Source organism: Paenibacillus planticolens (assembly GCF_013141725.1).
GTDB lineage: Bacteria > Bacillota > Bacilli > Paenibacillales > NBRC-103111 > Paenibacillus_E > Paenibacillus_E planticolens.
Map to the genome: position 1 here is coordinate 113,804 of NZ_WHNZ01000081.1, position 18,178 is coordinate 131,981.

An 18,178-nucleotide genomic window follows, 5' to 3' on the forward strand; every position below is an offset into this window, starting at 1 on the left:
GGATAATAATGACCGGTGGATTCTGAAGCGACTGGGAGGAAAGATCATTGAGAAACAAGATGAATCGTTTGAAAAGGATGAACTCTCTGGAGTATCTGATGTTCTCGGCTGCGGCTGGAATCATCGTGGGAATTCTTACCGTGTTAGGCCAACGTGTACTCCCGGGAAATTGGAATTCACTTGCAAACTCAGGCACAGTATGGTTGATTCCGGCTTTCTTCGTCGGGGCACTTGGTTCCACGAAAACCAGGTCTGCCATTGCCAGCATCCTATCACTTATCGGAATGGTAGCAGGATATTACGGTTATTCGATGATGATTCACGGCGTCGCTCACTCTTTATATTTTATTATGGTTTGGTTGGGAGCAGCTATGATCGGCGGTATTCTTTTTGGAATTGCAGGCTATTTATGGAGCCGCGATATAGGAAGCAAACATAAATACGGAAGTGCCTTGATTGGCGGTGTATTTATTACCGAAGGATTGCATTTATTTATACATATAGATGCTTATCGCCATATGCTAGCTGTTGGTGTAACCCAAATCATTGTTGGCTTTGTTCTTGTCCTTGTATTGGAACGTTCTACTAAAGAACGCACCGCCTCTTTCCTTGTCATGCTGCCTGTTATTATATTAGGGTTGATCGGGTATCAGATCTTATATTATTTAACGACTTGAAACCAAGGTACAGAACTACCCTATCATTAACCTATTTTTTCCAAAAATATTCTTAATCTAGCTCTTAAACCAGGCAATTAGTCCATGCCTAAAATAAACGACTCGCGTACACTGAACTATCTCTATAGGGAGGTGTCATTATTGAGTTGTCATGATGATAAAAAACGATGTAAAAAGAAAACCATAATTATTTGCCCTCCGAAAGGCAAAAAAAGGAAACGTTGTCTGCGGGTAGTTAAAAAAATAATTCACGTAAAGTGTCCCCCGCCTGAAGTGAACATTACAACTCCGACGGTTGTTGGCCCTACGGGACCACAAGGACCAACTGGTCCTGCCGGAGGTCCTCCGGGACCAAGAGGACCACAAGGACCACAAGGGCCTCAGGGGGTTCCTGGACCTGCAGGAGCGATGGGACAACAAGGACCGGTTGGTCCAGCTGGAGCAGTAGGACCGAGAGGCCCCATTGGGGCAGAAGGTCCTTCTGGGCCAAGAGGACCAGTTGGGGCAATGGGACCAGCCGGAGCAACGGGAGCTCAAGGCATACCTGGTCCTGCTGGGGCAATGGGACCAGCCGGAGCAACGGGAGCTCAAGGCATACCTGGTCCTGCTGGGTCAACGGGAGCTGCCGGGGCAACGGGAGCGCAAGGCATACCTGGTCCTGCTGGGACAACGGGACCAGCAGGAGCAACGGGAGCGCAAGGCATACCTGGTCCTGCTGGGGCAACGGGAGCTGCCGGGGCAACGGGAGCGCAAGGCATACCTGGTCCTGCTGGGGCAACGGGAGCAGCCGGAGCAACGGGAGCGCAAGGCATACCTGGTCCTGCTGGGGCAACGGGAGCAGCCGGAGCAACGGGAGCGCAAGGTATACCTGGTCCTGCTGGGGCAACGGGAGCAGCCGGAGCAACGGGAGCGCAAGGTATACCTGGTCCTGCTGGGGCAACGGGTTCAACAGGACCAGCTGGGGGTGCAGGAATAATTCCATTTTCAACAGGGATCATCCTGAGTGGTGCTACAGTAGTATCAGCCGCTCCGATTTTAATGGGTTTTGGCAATCACACGGTTGAAGTTATTGATGGTTCCGGAGAATCAACTATGCCACCCGAAGCAGGTGGTTTTGCTTTCCCAATTCCCTTCGCGGGTACCGTTCAGAATTTACAAATAAGTGCGGATTTATTGGTTGCTTCTGTGGTTTCTATCAATACTCTCGGTCTTCAATATGATTTTACAGTATTCCTCGCACCGTCAGCACCTAATAATGGAATCGATCATATTTCTTCAGCTTACTTGACAACTCCGTTGACTAGTTCGGTTACATTCGGTTTCCCGAATACGGTCATTACTGCTGGTACTTTCCGTACCGCAACGAATTTAAATGTTGGTGGATCATTAGTAGTCGCTGCGGGTGATCGTATTGGTATTCGTGTAAGGACGCTTGCGTCGACGGATGCCTCAGCAGCAGATATCACCCAACTCTCGTTTAGCGCCAGTCTATCTTATACTCCTTCTTAAATAATTAATTTAGACTCATATAAATAAAAGACAAAGGCAGCCTCGGTCTGTAAATAGACTGACGCTGCCTTTTATTCAACTAACTTCTCTTTACTTGAAAGTTGCAAATAATTCCGCTAAAAATATAGGCGAAAAAGATTTTCATTCTCTCACCATTAAGGATTGTAAGAATATTTTATTAATATCGAAAGGAGGTTACAAGCATGTCACAAGCCAATATACCTAATATTTCACCTAACATTTCAGTTACTCGTGATCAAGCGATAAATCTATTGTTATCGTCAATCGCAATGGAAGAATTAGGCTTAAGCCACATTCTCAATGCGGAAGGTGAAAAGCTGCAGTACGTTTTAGGAACAATTCCGGGGTTATCGGGGCCCCCGGCCACAATCAGTGATATTTTATTAATTAATAGCAGTGTAAATAGTACAATTAATACGGTTGCCAAAAAAGAATTTCTACTCCAATCCAAACTGGAAAGTATACTTTCAACGCCAATCTCTGTGGGACCTCCAGGACCAACAGGTCCGACGGGAGGGCCGGCCGTGGGACCTACAGGACCGACAGGCGCCGCAGGAGCTACGGGAGCCACGGGAGCCGCAGGAACTACGGGAGCCACGGGAGCCGCAGGAGCCACGGGAGCCACAGGAACCGCAGGAGCCACGGGAGCCGCAGGAGCCACGGGAGCCACAGGAGCCACAGGAGCCGCAGGAGCCACGGGAGCCGCAGGAGCCACGGGAGCCACAGGAGCCGCAGGAGCCACGGGAGCCGCAGGAGCTACGGGAGCCACAGGAGCCGCAGGAGCCACGGGAGCTGCAGGAGCTACAGGAGCCACGGGAGCGACAGGGGCAGGTGGACTCGCCGAATACGGATACATTTATAATTTTGGCGCTCAAACTGTAGCAGTAGAAGCTCCTATCCTTTTTGATTCAAATGGTATACTTACAGCAGGAATCAGTCATACTGCTGGAGCCTCTGCTATTATTATTTCCACGCCAGGTGATTACGAGTTTGCTTTCTCTGTTTCGGGCGTAGAACCAAACCAATTTACTATATTCTTAAACAGTGCTCCGGTTCTGAATACTGTATATGGTTCCGGTGCGGGCACTCAGCAAAACAATGGGCAAGCAATAATCACCATAGCAGCCGGCGATACGCTTACTCTGAACAATCATACTTCTGCCGCCGCAGTAACCCTTCAGACTTTAGCGGGAGGTACGGCAACAAACGTTAACGCTTCAATTATCATTAAAAAATTAAATTAGGTGCATGTATGGAATTATTAAGCGGAGCTTAGGTGATCTTAATCGCTCATTCTGCACCTTTCTTGCCTCTCAGTTCGTTGACGGCGTCTATGAGTTCCTTGCCGATATAAATTTGAGCTTCACGATAGACGGGTTCAAGAGCCTGCTGCCATTCATACCTCTCATCATTAGTCAGGGTGTGGATGTCCATTTGGTTCATTTTTTTGAGCTCGTCCCATTGTTTTTGATTAATGGCGATGGCATTCTGATTAGCCCATAAGGTCGTTTCCTGCATAGCTTCAGTGATCGCCTGTCTCTGTGTGGACGTTAGCGAATTGTTCCAGAATGACTTATTCATCAGAACCCCATAGCCTAGAAAGGCATGATTGCTAATAGTCATATACTTTTGAACCTGGTAGAGCTTTCTTGAGTAGATGTTCGAAATGGTGTTTTCACCCGAATCGACAATACCGGATTCCATACTGCGGTACACTTGATTAAAAGGGATGGGGGAGGTTCTGGCCTTTAGCAGTCTGAATTGGGATTCAATGACTTTGCTGGGTAAAATCCTGAATTTTAAATCTTGAAAATCTTCTGGATGAATAAGCGGCCTCTGATTCGAAGTCATCTGCTGAAACCCGTTGGACCAAAAACCTAAGCCCACCATGCCGTTTGATTCCAGCTTTTTTTGCAATAAGGCTCCTATTTTACCTCGAAATGCTTTCTCCACGTCATCCTCATTTTGGAAGGCAAAAGGCAGATCCATCACCATCCACTCAGGGACAACCTCCGATATATTTGAGAAGCTGGGGGCTATCATCTGGACGCTGCCTCGCCGCAATCCCTCCATCTCGTCGTTTTCATTGTATAGGCTACCATTAGGGTAAAGTTCTACCTTGATACTGTCATTTGTTTTTTGTTTCACGATTTCGGCAAATTTTTGCGCGGCTAGTCCTTTAGGTGTGTTCTCGGCAACAACGAAGCTAAATCGAATGAGCGTTTGTTCGCGAAGTCCGGTTTGCTCATCGTCATAAGCAAGGGGACCGCTATTAAATTGAGACGAGAATCCGATTCCTACCGCCGTAAGGAGGCCAGCCAAAATAAATAAAGCGATTCCTGAAATCGTTCTCATATTTTCCCCCGTTAGTCTTTAAAGTATAAAATCAGTGTAACATATTGTATGATGAACAATGAAACGACCTGTATGAAGAAGGTGAACCGTATTGCTGAAGATGAAGGCGCTTCGCATGAATTGGAAAATAACGATTCTGACTTTCGGCATCGTTTTGTTCGCGATATGTATTGGGGGCATCATTTTGATTGGACGCGTGGTGCACCTGCAGGAAGAAGAAATGGGGCAAAGATTGCTTGTAACTGCGAGAACGGTGGCTCAGCTTCCCTCGATTATCAATGGGGTGTCAACGGGAGGAAACCATCAGGAAATTAATTCAATCGCGGAGCGGATTCGAATTATTAACGAAGTGGATTATATCGTTGTGATGGATATGAAGGGCATACGCTGGTCGCACCCTGTAAGCAGTCGGATCGGCGAAGTATCGCAGGGGAGTGATGAACACTCGGCTTTTGCAGAGCATACATATTTATCCAAGGCTAAGGGGGAGCAGGGAATAGCCATCAGGGGATTTGTGCCGATCATGAATGAGGAGCATGAGCAAGTTGGCGTAGTGCTTGCCGGACAACTGGTGCCCGGTCTTGCAGGAGTGATTCTGGCAATGAGGGGACAGATCTACGTCACTGTTCTGCTGTCTTTGCTGTTCGGGGTCTGGGGTTCATGGATGCTGTCGCGCCATATTAAAGAACAAATGTTTCAATTGGAGCCAGAGGAAATTGCCCAGTTGTTAGTCGAACGAACGGCTACTTTCAATGCCATGCATGAAGGGGTCATTGCGATTGACCGGTGGGAGAACATAACCGTCTTTAACGATAAAGCCAAAAACATGCTGCAGATAGAGGGAGACGTTCTGGGACGTCCGATCAGAGAAGTGCTGCCGGACACGAGGCTGCCGGAGATCTTGCAGTTGAATCATCCTATTTTTAACCAAGAGATCTATGTCGGAGGCATGCAAATTTTTAGCAATCGTGTGCCGATTACGCTGGGACATCAAACGGTCGGCGCAGTGGCGATTTTCCAGGATCGGACGGAAGTTACGAAAATCGCGGAAGAACTGACCGGCGTCAAAGCATTCGTCGATGCGCTTCGGGTGCAAAATCATGAATATATGAATAAGCTTCACACGATAGGCGGATTGATCCAGCTGGACCATAAGCAGAAGGCGCTGGATTATTTGTTTCAAACGATGGAGGCGCAATCGGAATTAAGCAGCTTTGTGTCCAGTAAAATCGCAGATGAGAATGTTGCGGGGCTATTAATCGGGAAAATCAGCCGCGGCAAGGAACTGGGGATAGATGTGCGCTTGGATCGGGGAAGCCGCTTGATGCGGTTTCCGCAGCATTTGGATCATCATGATGTCGTTGTCATTTTGGGGAATTTGATTGAGAACGCATTCGACGCCTTGAAGTATAACGAAGAAAGAAAAGAAGTGTTTATCTCCTTGGAGCAGGATGACGAGGTGCTGTCTATTATGGTTGAGGATAACGGAAACGGGATGGATCAGGCAACGAAGCAGCATATGTTTGAACGAGGATATTCGACGAAAGCAGGCGGCAACAGAGGCATCGGTTTGTTTTTGATTGATAACATTGTGAATAAATGCGGCGGGCATATGGAAGTTGAGTCAGAGCTCGGTCAAGGGACAAGCTTTATGCTGACCTTTCCGATGATCGGAAGAGAGGGAATCTAAATGATTAAAGTGGTGCTGATTGAAGATGATCCAATGGTACTGGAAGTAAATAAACAATTTGTCGAACGGGTTTCCGGCTTTGAAATTGTCGGAACCGCATCCAATGGAACAGAAGGCGTGGAGCGGGTTCGTGAGCTTCAGCCCGATTTGGTGATTTTAGATATTTATATGCCCGGGCAAAGCGGACTTGAACTCCTTCAACAAATTAGAAATGAGCAATTGGATGTAGATGCGATGGTGATTACCGCGGCCAATGATATTCCAACGATTCAGCGCATGCTTCATCATGGAACCGTTGATTACATTATGAAGCCTTTTAAATATGAGCGTGTCAAAGAAGCTTTGGAAAATTATCGGATGATGAAAGAAAGGCTGAATAAAGATGTGAGAATGACGCAGTCGGAACTGGATCAAATGCTGCGGGTGAAGCATCAGATGCTGCCTTCAGGCGAGACGCCGGCAGCGGGTGAGGAGATGGAACTGCCCAAAGGCTTGCAGGATCTGACGATGAAGCAGGTCATGCTGTTTCTCGTTCAGCAGATGAAGCCCCTGTCAGCCGAAGAAGTAGCGGAGGGAGTAGGACTGGCCCGGGTGACGGCCCGCAGGTACTTGGAGTATTTGGAGAAGAGCAGGCGAGTAAAACTGGATCTGGAATATGGCGGTATCGGGCGTCCGGTGAACAGATATGTGTGGGTGGAGAATGGCAAAATAGGAAGACCAAAAAGACCATAAGTAACAATATGGTCAAATTCTTCACGTCCTGAATTGAAAGCGATATCATGAAACCTGTAAGCGATACTATCGTTTAAATCTGGTTTTGAGGTGTAGCCCCATGTCGATTCCTTCGGGAGTGAATACAAGTATTATTTTGCGTCTGGAGTTGGATAAGGAACTCGCTTCGTTCGGCAATATCGCTACGGCGATTAGCGATGCAGGCGGAGATATTATTGCGATTGACGTTGTTAGAACGGATAAAAATTTGACGGTTAGGGATATTACGATCAATGTCTACGATAACAAACATACGGAACTGATTACGGCTGCGATTCATACTTTAGCCGGTGTGAAAGTTGTGCATGTGTCAGACCAAACCTTTCTCCTTCATTTGGGAGGGAAGATTGAGACAAGCCCGAAATATCCGATTAAGAACAGGGATGACCTTTCAAGAGTGTACACCCCCGGTGTGGCCAAGGTATGTATGGCTATTCATGAGAAGCCGTCCCTGGCACACACATTAACGATCAAGCGGAACACCGTAGCCGTGATCTCGGACGGAACGGCTGTGCTGGGACTGGGCAATATTGGTCCGGAAGCGGCGATGCCGGTCATGGAAGGAAAGGCAATGCTTTTCAAGCAACTGGCTGGCGTGGATGCTTTTCCAATATGCCTGGCTACCCAGGATACAGATGAAATTGTAAGCATTGTGAAAGCGCTGTCTCCTACTTTCGGAGGAATTAATCTGGAGGATATTGCGGCTCCAAGATGCTTTGAAATTGAACAACGGTTAATTGAAGAGCTGGACATTCCTGTGTTTCATGATGACCAGCATGGGACCGCAGTTGTCCTGCTTGCCGGGTTATATAATGCCGTCAAGCTTGTGAACAAACGCTTAGAGGACTGCAAAGTTGTGCTTTGCGGTATCGGGGCAGCCGGAACTGCTTGCACGAAAATGCTGATGGCCGCAGGCGTGACGAATATCATTGGCGTAGATCGCCAAGGTGCGATAACGAAAGATGGGAATTACGACAATCCGTTCTGGCGCTGGTATGCGGAGTGCACGAATCCGGAGCAGCTCCGCGGAACATTGTCCGACGTCATCGAGGGTGCAGATATTTTCATCGGCGTATCCGGTCCCGGCATCCTAAAGAAAGAGGATGTTGCCAAAATGGCTCAAGACGCTATTGTCTTTGCCATGGCGAATCCTACGCCGGAAATTCTGCCGGAGGAAGCAGAGCCCTATGTCAGGGTGATGGCGACAGGCCGCTCAGACTATCCGAATCAGATTAACAATGTCTTATGTTTCCCTGGCTTATTCCGCGGTCTGCTTGATTGCAGGGCCTCAAGAGTGACGGAAAATATGAAGCTTGCCGCGGCAAAAGCGATTGCATCTGTCGTAGAAGAAGATGAATTGAATGAATATTACATTATTCCAAGTGTGTTCAATCAGTCTGTCGTTGAGAAGGTTAGAGAGGCAGTCATTCAAGCCGCATATGAAGATGGCGTTGCGCGAAGACGCAGGGAGAAAGTGCAAACATAGCATAGTCAAAACTGAGGAGGTATGTGCGGTATGATGAAACTTAGAAAAAACTTAACCTTACAAGTATTGATAGCCATCGTGCTCGGAATTGTTGTTGGTCAATTCTTCCCCGGTCAAGCGGGAAATATGAAAATGCTCGCCGACGTTTTTGTTAAAATGATCAAAATGGTGATCGCCCCGATTGTTTTCTTCACGATTGTGATTGGTATTGCAGGCATGGGGGACATGAAGAAAGTTGGCCGCATTGGCGGTAAGGCGCTGCTCTATTTCGAAATCGTTACAACGTTTGCGATGGCCATCGGGATCGCGGTCATGTTCGTCCTTCATCCAGGTACAGGCATGAACACCAGTGGCGTAAAGGCTGAAGACGTTGCCAAGTACACCAAAGAAGCTGCTAGTACCAGCCATGGCTTTCTGGACTTTTTGTTAGGTGTAGTTCCTGATAATGTGATGGCCGCTTTCTCCAAGGGCGATATGCTTCCGATTCTGTTCTTCTCCGTGCTGTTCGGTCTGGCGATGGCCGGACTTGGCGATAAGTCAAAGCCTGTCATGAACTTTTTTGAGAAAATGAATGAAATTTTCTTTCGTCTCGTGGGAATTATTATGAAGTTTTCACCGGTTGCCGCTTTTGGAGCGATGTCTTACACGATTGGCAAGTTCGGCGTTCATTCTTTATTCTCGCTGGGCAAAATGATGGGATCTGTCTATGTGACCATGGCGCTGTTTATCTTTGTTGTGTTAGGTTCTATTTGTAAATTTTATGGGTTCAGCTTGATGAAGTTGCTGGCGTTCATTAAAGAGGAATTGCTGCTAGTACTAGGAACTTCTTCGTCTGAAACCGCTCTGCCAAGGGTTATGGAAAAGTTGGAGCGCTTCGGTGCATCGAAGCCGGTCGTAGGGCTTGTCGTACCTACCGGTTACTCGTTCAATCTGGATGGGACTTCCATCTACTTGTCTATGGCCGCGTTATTCATTGCACAAGCCTATGGCGTTCATCTGGACTGGATTCAGATATTGACACTTCTCGGCGTATTGATGCTTACTTCGAAAGGCGCTGCAGGTATTACCGGATCGGGCTTCGTCACCTTAGCGGCAACACTGGCGGCCATCCCGCATAACGTCATTCCAGTGGAAGGCATGGCGCTTCTTCTCGGGGTAGACCGGTTCATGTCGGAAGCTAGAGCGATCACGAACATTATCGGCAACAGTGTGGCGACGATTGTTATCGCTAAGAGCGAAAATCAATTTAATCCGAATGCCGTCATCGAAGAAATGCCTGAGAAGGCTGTCGATGCTTTGGAGATGACAGGAAAACCGGCATAATAATATAAGCTATCCCAAGGTCATAGAAATTGACCTAAGGGATGGCTTTTTTTGCATGAGTATCATCTACTCGCGTTTGATAAACAATTTAAATACGCTATTTTTCAAATAGTCAAGGGAATAGAATACAGGCCGGTCGTCCTCATCAAAATGGAGCTGTTTCAATAAGATAATCTCATTGCCCAGCACGTTCATTGCCTTCTGATCCATTTCCTTGGAAGGGCTTAACGCACAGATTTCTGTGATCGCGTAGGCAATGTTGATGCCCATTTTGCTTTTCAAGAAATCAAAGATCGCCCCGGTGAATTCCCCTTCGAAATGACCCGCAACCAGACTCTGTGGAAAAATATTATAATAGAACGCGACTTTATTGCCATCGGCTGTCCGTGAACGCTCCAAAATGACAACTTTTTCCTCCGTTTGCAGCTGCTTTTTCCAATCGTCTTCTGGCTCGCGAGTATAGATTTTGATGTCTAATTCGCTTTCCGTAAAGCCTTCATTCTTGATCATCTGACCGACGCTTTGCAGCTTGCTCAGTGGATTAATAATGAAATCCGACCGATTGTTGACATAGGTTCCGACGCCGTTTCTGCTGATGAGAACCTTTTCCCGCTGCAGCATTTTGAGCGCCTCCCGGAGCGTAGGCCGGCTCACATCGAATTTCTTCGCAAGTTCCGGCTCGGAAGGAAGCTTGTCCCCCGGCTTCAGTTCGCCTTTGTTTATACTTCTTTCAATCTCTTCTTTGACTCTGAGATACAGTAATTTTTTCTCCAAATTTCCGCGATTCCTCTCCGTCGTTGTTTTCTGTTTCATGTGCGTATTTCCGGTGCTGTCTGACAACATGAGTGTAACACATTTTTGATGATTTACAAACATTTTAAATCAAGCGTAGTGGGCGTTTATCTACACAATTACTTAACATTGGATCGATTGACACAGGCGAGTTATCTTACCTATAATTTTAGATGTCAGACAGCATGCGTTCGACAAGTTGATGGAAGGAGGGATTGCCAACATGAGGGCGGAATGATTTTTGCGAAGTAAGAGACTAGCAAACTTCGTTAAGTACGACTCCAAAATGAATTGAAAATAAATTGATTTTACGGAGGGGCAATATCTGATGAAGAAATTGGTTTTAAGTCTCATGTCAGTACTAACTTTAATTATTCCTTTCTTCACGAATGCGATCACGACTCATGCCGCAAGTTATTCGGAGCTGGCGGCGCACTGGGCGCCTCAAATTTATCAAGATGTGAACGCTGATCTTGACGTGCGCGCAGATTTTATTACCAATTTCAATTATGACGGCGATTATCTGGCGCTGAATAACTGGGATAATCTCTTGAATTACAATGAAAATGCTTATGTCTACTACAAAGTTTCCGAAACGTTAACGCATTACTTTATTGAGTACGACCTGTTCCATGCCAGGGACGATGCTTACACAAGACCTCTGGATGCGCATGAAAATGACTTCGAAGGCTTATTCCTTGTCATCAGGAAAGATGGATCCACTTATGGCACCTTCCAGTTGATGGAAACCATGGCACATAATCAATGGTACGATTATACGAATGATCCTAGCATTACATCAGGTTCGGATAATGTTGACGGAGGAGTTCTGTTCAACGGAAGCCATCCCAAGGTGTTCTGCCAAGCGAACGGACAAAGTCCAAGCGGCGGGCATGGCGTCAAGGCATATGACGGATCAAGCGCTCCGGGCGGAGATGGAATCGTCTACGACTACACAGGTACAGCGCAATTCCCGACTAACACATCGGGCAGCTATACGAACCACTACGGCTACGCATTGATTGAATGGGGCGATCTTTGGAATCGCAGGAACGACCCTAACATTTTCTCATCTTGGGGGACAATCGCAGGCAATAACCATACGGCCAATTCTGCGAATGCGCCATGGGGTTGGGATGACAGCGATGACGGCCCGGCTTTGCAGGGAATGAACTGGTCGGATCCGGCTCACCAAGTCGATGTGCACCTCAATGGTTTAGGTAATTTTTCACATACTTATGTAGTTAATCCTTACTTTTCCCATAAAATCGTTCTCCAAAATGTACAAAGTTTGGAAGATCGTGACCCGTTCGGCGGTAAAAGCGATGTGTACATAAAAGCATATGTCAACGGCCAGGGTCAGACAGATGCTAGATTCTGGAAGAAAAACGATGCTCCTAAGAATCAAATCTTTAACATTGCTTTTGGTGCTAATGATGCGGAGTTCGGTCCTAACTTCTCAGAAAACTACAATACGGTTTATGTAGCGAAACCATCGAATACCAATGTTGAAATTCATGTCTATGATTCAGATGGCACATCCGGCGATGATGATATGGGTTATCTATCAGCAGTTGTAGCGCCTGGAACTACGAAAACATGGACCGATGCTCTAACAAGCAATGGTCAAGCCAAGGTATCGGCAGTCGTTTCTGCTCAATAAAAAAAGAGAGATGATCTAGGAGGATGGAAATGTTTCAGAAACCCAAAGCACGTACGCTAAGTTTGTTATTGTCAGCTTCATTTATGTTAACGACGGTTTTAACAGGTTGTGGGGCTGGCACCAGTAAGCAAGCTGCCTCGCCAACGACGGCCCCGGCGAGTACGGCAAGCAGCGAGCCGGCCAAAGCTACGACGGCTCCAGAATCGAAGAAATTGGTTGTTTACGCGGCATTAAACGAAGATGATATTGTGCAAATTCAAAAGAAGTTTAAAGAAGATACGGGCATTGAGATTGAATACTTGCGTTTAAGCGGCGCTGGAGAGGCTAGCACGCGCATTCAAGCAGAGAAGGCTACGCCTAAAGCGGATATTTTTGTAGGCGGATCGGTTGAGTTCTATGAGCCGCTTGCTCAACAAGGCTTGCTTGAGAAATACACGTCCCCTAACGCCAAGGATATTGAGTCACGATTCAATGATCCGAAAGGCTACTGGCAAGGATGGTATATGGGCGTACTGGGTATCGTTCTGAACAAGGAAAGATTCCAAAAAGAGCTTGCCCCGAAAGGCGTTAAAGAGCCAGCAACATGGGACGATTTGCTTGACCCTGCTTATAAAGGCTTGTTCCTTACGTCCAATCCTGCTACAGCTGGCGGCGGTTATATCTTCGTTGCTGACCAAATGTTCCGGTTGGGCGAAGAAAAAGGTTGGGACTATTTGAAAAAGCTTAACACCAATGTTCATCATTACACACCTGCTGCCGGCGACGGAATTACGCTTACGGCTACAGGCGAGTTCGTAGCTGCGATGTCTTGGGCGCATGATATTGTCAAATCCGCTCAAAAAGGGTATCCGATTAAAGTCATCGTTCCTGAGCAAACAGCATTTGAGATTGGCGGTGCTGGCATTGTGAAAGGTGGCGCGAATACGGATAATGCCAAGAAGTTCGTGGACTGGTTGTTAACCAAACCGGTTGGGGAAATGAATACGAAAATGTCCAATCGCTACTCGGTCAGAAAAGACGTTGCACCGCCGGAAGGCATGATCAAGATTGAGGATGTTAAACTTGTCAACTACGACAGGGAAAAGGCTTCTCAAATGAAACCGGACGTTGTGAAGAAATTTACTGAAATGATAAACAAATAAATGCTGTAGAACATGTTTGATCGCCTCCTCTTGCTGCTAATCAGCAGGGGGAGGTGCATGCATCTAACCGAAAGGTGTGAAAAGCTTTGAGTTCAACTACTGTCAAGGAAACCTGGGCGGAAATAAAGAGGTTAAAAAATGAACCCGTTTTAGCTTTGGGTGTGGCAGCAACCATTCTGATCACGTGCTTTTTTGTCGTTTGGCCGATTATGAAAGTGGTAAGCTTCACGCGATTTGAGGATTATCTTAAGCTCTTTACATACACGCGATGGTATCATGCTGCCTTGAACAGCTTGTTTATGACAGTCATATCAACCGTTTCCTGTACGGTCATTGCGTTTATTTTTGCCTATACGATTACAAGACTCAAAGTTCCGTTTAAAGGTCTCTTCAAATTTATTACGATATTGCCTATCGTTTCCCCTCCTTTCATTGTTGCACTTTCCTATATTCTGCTCTTTGGCAGACAGGGCATCATTTCGAAATATGTGCTGCACGTTAATATTGATATCTACGGCTGGCACGGCCTTTGGCTGGTTCAGACGATGACTTTTTTTCCATATGCTTATGCGGTTATCCATGGCGTTTTGAAATCGACCTCCAACAACTTGGAGTATGCCGCTTATAATCTCGGAGCTACGCATTGGCAAGTATTTACGCAGGTATTCCTTCCCTTGTGCAGGCCGGGGATTGCAGGCGGAGCGCTGATTACAGCGATGAGTGTTCTGGCGGATTTTGGCAATCCCATGATCATAGCCGGGAACTTCACGGTTCTTCCGACTGAGGCTTACATGCAAATGTCTGGATTGTTCGATTTGAATTCGGCTGCGGTGCTTTCGACAGCGCTATTGATTCCTGCGCTTGGTCTTTTTGTGTGGAACAGAGCCTGGGTTGGCAAACGTTCCTATGTCACCGTGACGGGCAAAGAAACTTCCCTCGACCATTTTCCGCTCCCCAGCGGCATTAAATGGAGTTTGTTTGGCTTCTGCATGCTCATCACATTAATCGTTCTCTCTGTCTATGGCGTTTTGTTTTATGGCGCTTTCACCAAGACATGGGGATATGATTGGTCGTTCACTTTGCAAAACATTCATTATGTTACAGCAAAAGGGCGAGAGATTTACAACAGCTTGAAATACGCTTTGCTTGCTTCGCTAGCGGCCGGTTTCTTTGCCCTCCCATTAGCTTATATTGTGCAAAGGAAGCGTGTAGGCATCAACCGGCTGCTTGATTTTTTGGCGATATTGCCGGGAGCTGTTCCGGGAGTCTTCCTAGGACTTGGTTTTGCTATGGCATTTAATGAAAAACCGTTTCTGCTGACGGGAACTTCTTTGATCATGGTTCTTGCGCTCATGTTTTGGAATTTGCCGACCTGTTATAGCGCCAGCCTTGCAGGTCTGCAGCAGATCAGCGGGGCACTGGAAGAGGCTTCGCATAATCTTGGCGTGAGCAATTTTACGACATTTAGGAAAATTATGCTTCCTTTGCTGAAAGGACCGTTTTTATCGGGAATTGTCGTGTCTTTTCTGCGGTCCGTGACCTGTTTAAGCGTCATTATTTTCATTTATTCGGCGAAGACTTCCGTAGGAACGGTGTCCATTCTTGGATTGGTCCAAAACGGAGCATGGGGCAGCGCATCCGCCTTTACGATTGTCCTCATTTCCATTGCTTTCGTTGTGCTGGCGTTAGCTGAATTTTTCTTGAAAAAGCAAGGCAGATCGATAGAACTTTAAGGTGGGGAAACGATGAACACGGTGAAACCGATGATCCAATTTACTAACGTATCCAAAAGCTTCGGAGACTTCGAGGCGATCAGAGGAGTGTCTCTCGACATTCCCGAGGGCAGTTTCACTACATTTCTCGGGCCAAGCGGATGCGGAAAGACGACATTAATGCGGCTGATCGCCGGATTTTATGAACCGGACGCGGGCGACATTTATATAGAAGGAAACCGGGTCAATGGTCTGCCCGCATTTAAGCGAAATACGCCGTTAGTGTTTCAGGAGTACGCGCTTTTCCCCCACATGACGGTTTACGAGAATATTTCGTATGGTTTAAAGCTGCAGAAGCCTTCCCGTCAAGAAGCGAAGGATAAAGTGGGTACCATGCTCAGTATGTTTGGGCTTCAAGGCTTACAGGACCGGCTTCCCAGAGAGTTGAGCGGCGGACAACAGCAGCGTGTCGCTTTTGCCAGAGCGCTCATTATGGGGCAGAAGGTTCTGCTCATGGATGAACCGCTCAGCAATTTGGATGCCAAAATGAGAGTGGAAGTGAGAAATGAACTAAGAGAGCTGCAGCAGCGGCTAGGCATTACGGCTATTTTTGTTACGCATGATCAAGATGAAGCTTTATCGGTCTCAGACCGAATAGCGGTGTTCAATAAAGGGCGTATCAGTCAAGTCGGGGATCCTTGGGACATTTACTTTAAGCCTGAAAGTAAATTCGTAGCTGATTTTGTCGGCACGGCTAATTTTATTGATGGTGAAGTTGTGGCTGAAGAAAAGGATGATTTGGTTGTCAAATGCGGAGATGCTTTGTTAAGGGTTCATCGGAGCAAGTATCCATATCGGGCTGGTGAACGAGTGACGCTAGTGATTAGACCGGAATGCATTTCCATAAACGAGAACCCTGTCGCCGGCGATAATGTGTGGAACGGAGAGATACAAAGAAGCAGCTTTCTGGGACGAATGATTCGCTATTGGGTCGATGCTTCCCCCTTTCAGTTGATTGTCGATGACTCCAGTCCGATCGTGCGCGGCTACCTGCAGGGCAATGTTTGTTTAACGGTGGATAAGCATAAAATTCATCTGCTGCCGTTTGAAAAGTAAGGCCATACATTAATCATAGAGGTGGTAGGATTATGCCTGGCGCTAAAGTTGAATTTTTAAATGTCGGGTGGGGAGATGCCCACTTTATTCAGCTGCCTTCCGGCGGTCTTTGTTTAATTGACGGGGGAGACGGTACATTCTCCGAGGATCGGGACCATCCGTTATCTTGGATGAATCGGAATCAGACGAATCGATTGGATTGGATGATTCTCACCCATATCCACGAAGATCACATCAACGGACTCTTGGATGTGGCTAGAGCCAAAACGGTTGTCAAAGCGGTTCTTCCGTACGAGCCCTACGATCTTCCAGCGAAACAAGCGGTTCATGAGCAAGGGGATCCTTTTTCTTGGAGAGTTTATGAGATGTTGGCATCGTATCTAGATTTAATACAAGTCTTAACGGATCAGGGTACTGAAATCATTTGGCGCAGCAAATACGGGTCGAACGAGGAGTCTGTTATCTGGTCGGAGGAGGGCATGACCTTATCGCATCTGTATCCTTGGAAAGAAGATCCTCTTCCAGCCTACGACGTTCTTATGGACGTTCATGTGCTTGAGAACTTACCGCGATTCTTTGAATTATCTAATTATGATAGTTCTGTCATTCGGCTTAGTTCGATGGAAGAGCCAAATGCCAGTGTGCTGTTCGGCGGGGATCAGTTGGAGCCAGGGTGGGAGGCAATCGCGCAGCGAACGGATATTAGGAGCACAATTTGGAAAGTTTCTCATCATGGGATGGAAGATGGCTTCAATAGCCGGATTTTATCGTGGATTCAGCCTGAACACTGTATTATTCCCGTTTGCTTGGAGAGATCCCAAGAATTTCAGATGAGCTGGGAGAAGCTCCGCTCCTGTACAAACGCATCCTTTTATGTAACTGGAAGTTATGCGAAAGGGAAACCGCACTTTATAGACAACGGATCGGTTCCTATCCGAATCGGGTTTTAAAATAGACTGTTATAAGAAGGAGAGCATGATGAACGAGCAATTAGCGTATGAAGACGCAATGATGCAGGATGCAATCCGGTATGTGAAGGAAGCGGGCAGACTGATTATGAATCTCATTCATAAGCCCTTGAACATACAAGAAAAGAAGAATCAAGCCGATCTGGTGACGGAAGTGGATGTGCGAAGCGAGCAGCTGCTGCGTGAGCAAATTATTCGCGATTATCCGAATCATTGGATTTTGTCAGAAGAAAACGACGGGGGCAGGGAAGATTCCCATCGCGCTTTGCTGCAGCCTCCTGCGGGTTACGGATGGATCATAGATCCCATCGATGGGACCATTAACTTTATCCATGCCATTGCTCATTTTGCAATCTCTGTAGGCATTGTGAGAGATGGAGTTCCGATATGCGGAGTCGTTTATAATCCTGTCACGAATGAACTCTACTCCGCTCGAAAGCAGGGAGGGGCCTTTCTGAACGGACAAACCATTCAAGTAGGGAAGGAGCAGGAACTCGGTCAAGCCTTGCTGGCAACAGGGTTTCAAGCCATTGACTGGAAACCGAACTCCGTTGTTGTAGAGCAAATAGGAAGAATGACGGGCGTAGTCCGAAGCGTACGCATTATGGGGGCTGCCAGTCTCGATTTATGTCTAGTGGCGTCTGGACGGTTGACCGGATTCTGGCATGACGGACTGTATCCTTGGGATGTCGCCGCGGGCATGGTCATTCTGCAAGAAGCGGGCGGAGCGATAACGAATATAGAAGGAAGACCCTTTGCATTAAGCGATAACACCTTGCTTGCATCCAATGCTACCCTTCATCAGGCCTTGATTTCTGTCTTGCAGTGAAGCTTATTAACTGCAAAACTCACTATAAATTGCTCGAAAGTTGATCTTGCATGGAAAATAAAAGGAAAAACTCCCGTTAATTTGACCGGATTTCGTAGATTCTCACGAGATCGGCGCAAATAGA

Annotated in this window: 15 protein-coding genes; 13 read left to right on the plus strand and 2 right to left on the minus strand. The window is 47.0% G+C overall.

Going from position 1 to position 18,178, the window contains the following annotated elements; genetic code table 11:
- Window positions 1-59 precede the first annotated feature (59 nt).
- From GC097_RS31280 to GC097_RS31290, 3 genes are all read left to right on the plus strand, one after another.
- Entirely contained in the window at window positions 60-677 is a 618-nt protein-coding gene (locus GC097_RS31280) for a DUF6518 family protein (protein WP_376768438.1), read from the plus strand.
- A gap of 273 nt (window positions 678-950) precedes the next feature.
- Window positions 951-2,186: a collagen-like domain-containing protein gene (locus GC097_RS34855; RefSeq protein WP_312875755.1), complete on the plus strand. Its 1,236-nt coding sequence runs from the start codon at window positions 951-953 to the stop codon at window positions 2,184-2,186.
- Between the two features lie 203 nt (window positions 2,187-2,389).
- On the plus strand, window positions 2,390-3,451 hold the full coding sequence (locus GC097_RS31290; RefSeq protein WP_171687176.1) for an alpha-helical endospore appendage domain-containing protein: 1,062 nt from the start codon (window positions 2,390-2,392) through the stop codon (window positions 3,449-3,451).
- 46 nt (window positions 3,452-3,497) lie between these two features.
- Here the strand turns inward: GC097_RS31290 and GC097_RS31295 are convergent, their stop codons facing one another.
- Window positions 3,498-4,562 carry a DctP family TRAP transporter solute-binding subunit gene (locus GC097_RS31295; RefSeq protein ID WP_171687177.1) on the minus strand — a complete coding sequence of 355 codons (1,065 nt, stop codon included), beginning with the start codon at window positions 4,560-4,562 and terminating at the stop codon, window positions 3,498-3,500.
- Between the two features lie 100 nt (window positions 4,563-4,662).
- On the opposite strand from GC097_RS31295, the gene GC097_RS31300 reads away from it, so the two are divergent.
- The 4 genes from GC097_RS31300 (at window position 4,663) to GC097_RS31315 (ending at window position 9,832) form a co-directional block, all read left to right on the plus strand.
- Window positions 4,663-6,252: an ATP-binding protein gene (locus GC097_RS31300; RefSeq protein ID WP_281364414.1), complete on the plus strand. Its 1,590-nt coding sequence runs from the start codon at window positions 4,663-4,665 to the stop codon at window positions 6,250-6,252.
- The gene (locus GC097_RS31305) at window positions 6,253-6,984 is read left to right on the plus strand and encodes a response regulator (RefSeq protein ID WP_171687178.1); all 732 of its coding nucleotides are present in this window, start codon (window positions 6,253-6,255) and stop codon (window positions 6,982-6,984) included.
- Between the two features lie 100 nt (window positions 6,985-7,084).
- On the plus strand, window positions 7,085-8,509 hold the full coding sequence (locus tag GC097_RS31310; protein WP_171687179.1) for an NAD-dependent malic enzyme: 1,425 nt from the start codon (window positions 7,085-7,087) through the stop codon (window positions 8,507-8,509).
- 30 nt (window positions 8,510-8,539) lie between these two features.
- The gene (locus tag GC097_RS31315) at window positions 8,540-9,832 is read left to right on the plus strand and encodes a dicarboxylate/amino acid:cation symporter (RefSeq protein ID WP_171687180.1); all 1,293 of its coding nucleotides are present in this window, start codon (window positions 8,540-8,542) and stop codon (window positions 9,830-9,832) included.
- 66 nt (window positions 9,833-9,898) lie between these two features.
- On the opposite strand, the gene GC097_RS34860 is transcribed toward GC097_RS31315, so the two are convergent.
- Entirely contained in the window at window positions 9,899-10,645 is a 747-nt protein-coding gene (locus GC097_RS34860) for a GntR family transcriptional regulator (protein ID WP_171687181.1), read from the minus strand.
- Window positions 10,646-10,952: 307 nt separating this feature from the next.
- Here GC097_RS34860 and GC097_RS31325 point away from each other — a divergent pair, with 307 nt between their 5' ends.
- The 6 genes from GC097_RS31325 (at window position 10,953) to GC097_RS31350 (ending at window position 18,054) form a co-directional block, all read left to right on the plus strand.
- Window positions 10,953-12,287 carry a hypothetical protein gene (locus GC097_RS31325; RefSeq protein ID WP_171687182.1) on the plus strand — a complete coding sequence of 445 codons (1,335 nt, stop codon included), beginning with the start codon at window positions 10,953-10,955 and terminating at the stop codon, window positions 12,285-12,287.
- Between the two features lie 29 nt (window positions 12,288-12,316).
- Window positions 12,317-13,429, plus strand: a complete 1,113-nt coding sequence (locus GC097_RS31330) for an ABC transporter substrate-binding protein (protein ID WP_171687183.1) — start codon at window positions 12,317-12,319, stop codon at window positions 13,427-13,429.
- Between the two features lie 86 nt (window positions 13,430-13,515).
- Window positions 13,516-15,162 (plus strand): ABC transporter permease, encoded by a 1,647-nt coding sequence (locus tag GC097_RS31335; RefSeq protein ID WP_171687184.1) that lies wholly within the window; start codon window positions 13,516-13,518, stop codon window positions 15,160-15,162.
- Between the two features lie 12 nt (window positions 15,163-15,174).
- Entirely contained in the window at window positions 15,175-16,257 is a 1,083-nt protein-coding gene (locus tag GC097_RS31340; RefSeq protein ID WP_171687185.1) for an ABC transporter ATP-binding protein, read from the plus strand.
- A gap of 32 nt (window positions 16,258-16,289) precedes the next feature.
- The gene (locus GC097_RS31345) at window positions 16,290-17,207 is read left to right on the plus strand and encodes a ComEC/Rec2 family competence protein (protein WP_171687186.1); all 918 of its coding nucleotides are present in this window, start codon (window positions 16,290-16,292) and stop codon (window positions 17,205-17,207) included.
- A 28-nt stretch (window positions 17,208-17,235) separates the two neighbouring features.
- Complete coding sequence (locus tag GC097_RS31350) at window positions 17,236-18,054, plus strand: inositol monophosphatase family protein (protein ID WP_171687187.1); 819 nt, start codon at window positions 17,236-17,238, stop codon at window positions 18,052-18,054.
- The last annotated feature ends 124 nt before the right edge of the window (window positions 18,055-18,178 follow it).